Origin of the sequence: Candidatus Darwinibacter acetoxidans, from assembly GCF_041936445.1 — a bacterium.
GTDB lineage: Bacteria > Bacillota > Limnochordia > Darwinibacteriales > Darwinibacteriaceae > DTU010.
Genome location: NZ_JBHGXH010000343.1, coordinates 1 through 2,643 on the forward strand (window position 1 = coordinate 1; position 2,643 = coordinate 2,643).

A 2,643-nucleotide genomic window follows, 5' to 3' on the forward strand; every position below is an offset into this window, starting at 1 on the left:
AAAGCGGACGCGGAGGCGACAGTCTCGGGCGTCCTTTACCTCTGCGCGGACGCAGCCACGGTCGAAGACACCGTCGGCAACGCGCTCGCGCAGGGACGGGCCGAGAAGACCGATTGGTCATGGACCGTGGGAAAACTGGTCTACGTCTCGCCGACCGAGGCCGGCGGATTGACACAGACCGTGCCGACCTGGACGCAGAAGATCCGGCCGGTCGGGTTCGCGACCAAGACAGATCAGATCGACTTCCGGCCCCTGTGGGGCACCGGAGCGACCTACGAAGTCAACTTCCCCGACATCTCTGCGTCGCATGGCGACATCCTCGTCCGGAGCGCGACCGCATGGGGGGCCGTGCCCGGCACCACGATCGGCGCACACCCGCTCGTCCCCGACCTCCGGAACCGCATCCTCCGCATCAAGGACGGCGCGGGCAACGACCTTGAGATTCATCAGGTCTGGATACCGCAGTTCTACAGCGCCGGGTTCACCGACCCCTCCTTGAACAACCTCCTGTGCGGGGGGTTCTGGATGGATAAGTACCAGGCATGTCAGCCGTTGGCGACCAACGCCTCGCGGGGCGGCTTGACGCCAAACAATCCCGGAGCGGGCGTCGGTGCAGCTAGTATGCCGGGCGTTGTCGTCTGGACCGACATTGACCAGGCCCACGCCAAGACCGCGATCGAGAACCGTGGTGGTGCCGCGAACAAGGCGACCGGCACCTGCGCGTCGCTCGGCGCCGGCAGCACGACCCAGTTCTACGCTGAGGAGATCGCTGATCTGATCGGGCGCAGAGTCCGGGTCACGCAGGACGGCGTCCAGTACATCCGTCGGCTCATCAAGACTGGCGGCGACTCCACGGCCGACGCCAACGCAGCGCGGCTTGTCGAACTCTACCCCGCGCTCCCCGAACCGATCATGGAGGCGGACGCCTACGAGATTGTCAAGCACTTCTTGCCCGGCGGCTATGAGTGGTTCAGCGTCGCCGCCTGGGCGATGAAGTATCGGTATCAGTTCGGCCTCGGTTACCCGAAGGGGAACAACAACTACGGGAAAGATATCGCGGACCCGCGCGAGCAGGTCTACGAAGGGATCTCCGATCCTGTGCTCCCCGGGTCTGACGGGAACGCGATCCGGCGGTGTCTCGCGGGCTCTGGGCCGACATCCTGGAGCCTCAACGGCAAGGAGAGCGGCATCTACGACCTGAACGGCAACGTCTGGGAGTGGGTCGACTTCTTGATGGGGACCTCGCCCGATCATACGGTGGATGCCGGATACCCTGGTGCAGGACATGTCGTGCCGGCGACGAACGGTTACATCTCGTCACTCTATGCCCCGGCGCCCGATGGCAAGCACTCGCTCGCCGCCGAACTGTTTGTCCCGGCGACAATCGGGTCTGCGACAGCAGAGTTCGGGAGCGACTACTACTACCAGGCAACCGGCCAGCGTGCTGCGATGCGGGGCGGGTCTTGGATCAGCGCCGCGCCTGCGGGGTTGTTCTCTCTGTACGTGTATTACGCCCCGTCCTACGTGTCCGCTGTGAGCTACAACCTCGGCTTCCGCGGAGTCTGTTGATCTGAAGATCTGGAGATCTGTATGGTAGAACGGCACGAACGCCTGAAAATCTGGCAGAAATCGTACGACCTGGCGAAAGACCTGATGCAGGTGACTGAACGATTCCCTCGCCCGCAACAGCGGGACGGCCTAGCGAGCGAAATCCGGCAGACCGCACTCAGCCTGATCCGGACCGTCATGCTCGCCAACTCCACGCAAGGAACTGCCGTCAACCAGGATCTCGACGAGGAGATCGACTACCTGCAGGTAACTGTGCGTCTGGCCCGAGACCTCCGATACATCAGCATCGGGCAATACGAGCTGCTTGCAGGTAAAATCATCGAACTTGGGAAAATGAACAATGGGTGGATGAAGGCGAAGCGCGCTTGAAACGCTTCGCCCGACACCACGGGCCGGGTGAGAAGAAGCCGTAATAAAAACGTGCCGCGAAACGGGGCGGGAATTGGAACAACGCCGCGTATGCGGGGTTGTTCTATCTGAACGTGAACAACGCCCCGTCCAACGTGAACAACAACATCGGCTTCCGCGGAATACCGTTTGTGGATGGTATGCGTGACTACGGTTGCGGGAAAACATCAGATCAACAGTACATCATCCGGAATACCCGTCGCTCGATGCAGCGGAATACAAAACAGGCTCCGGGGAGGTAGTAGGCGAGATCCGAACCTTCCCCGTCCAACAACCGATCATGAAGACCCACGCCAACCTCTACCCGAAGATCTGCACGTTCCCGGCCCTTTATAGGGCCTACCAGCGATGCCGGAAAGGGAAGCGTGAGAAGGAGTACGCGATCGCGTTCGAGCAGGATCTCGAATCGAACTTGTTCTCGATTCGCGATGACCTGGTGGAGGAGCGATGGCAACCGGGGCCGTATTCGCGGTTTTTCGTTGAGGATCCAAAACGGCGACTGATCAATGCCCCCCCATTCCGGGACAGGATCGTGCACCAGGTAGTCTCAGGCGCGATCCTCCCGTGTTGGTTGCCGACATTCATCAGGGATACCTATGCCTGCCTGACGGAGCGTGGTACCCACGTCGCCGTTGACCGGCTGCAGCAGTTCATGCGCCGACACCC

General features: G+C 61.6%; 1 protein-coding gene and 2 pseudogenes. All 3 read left to right on the forward strand.

Annotation, left to right across the window (positions count from 1 at the left end; genetic code table 11):
* Positions 1-1,569, forward strand: a pseudogene (locus ACE4YL_RS14835) (hypothetical protein); the annotation flags it as partial.
* Between the two features lie 21 nt (positions 1,570-1,590).
* The gene (locus tag ACE4YL_RS14840) at positions 1,591-1,938 is read left to right on the forward strand and encodes a four helix bundle protein (RefSeq protein ID WP_461369774.1); all 348 of its coding nucleotides are present in this window, start codon (positions 1,591-1,593) and stop codon (positions 1,936-1,938) included.
* A 193-nt stretch (positions 1,939-2,131) separates the two neighbouring features.
* Positions 2,132-2,643, forward strand: a pseudogene (locus ACE4YL_RS14845) (hypothetical protein); the annotation flags it as partial.

Excerpts from the sequence above, each read along its gene's own strand:
- ACE4YL_RS14840 (WP_461369774.1), top strand. The coding sequence starts at position 1,591 with ATGGTAGAACGGCACGAACGCCTGAAAATCTGGCAGAAATCGTACGAC.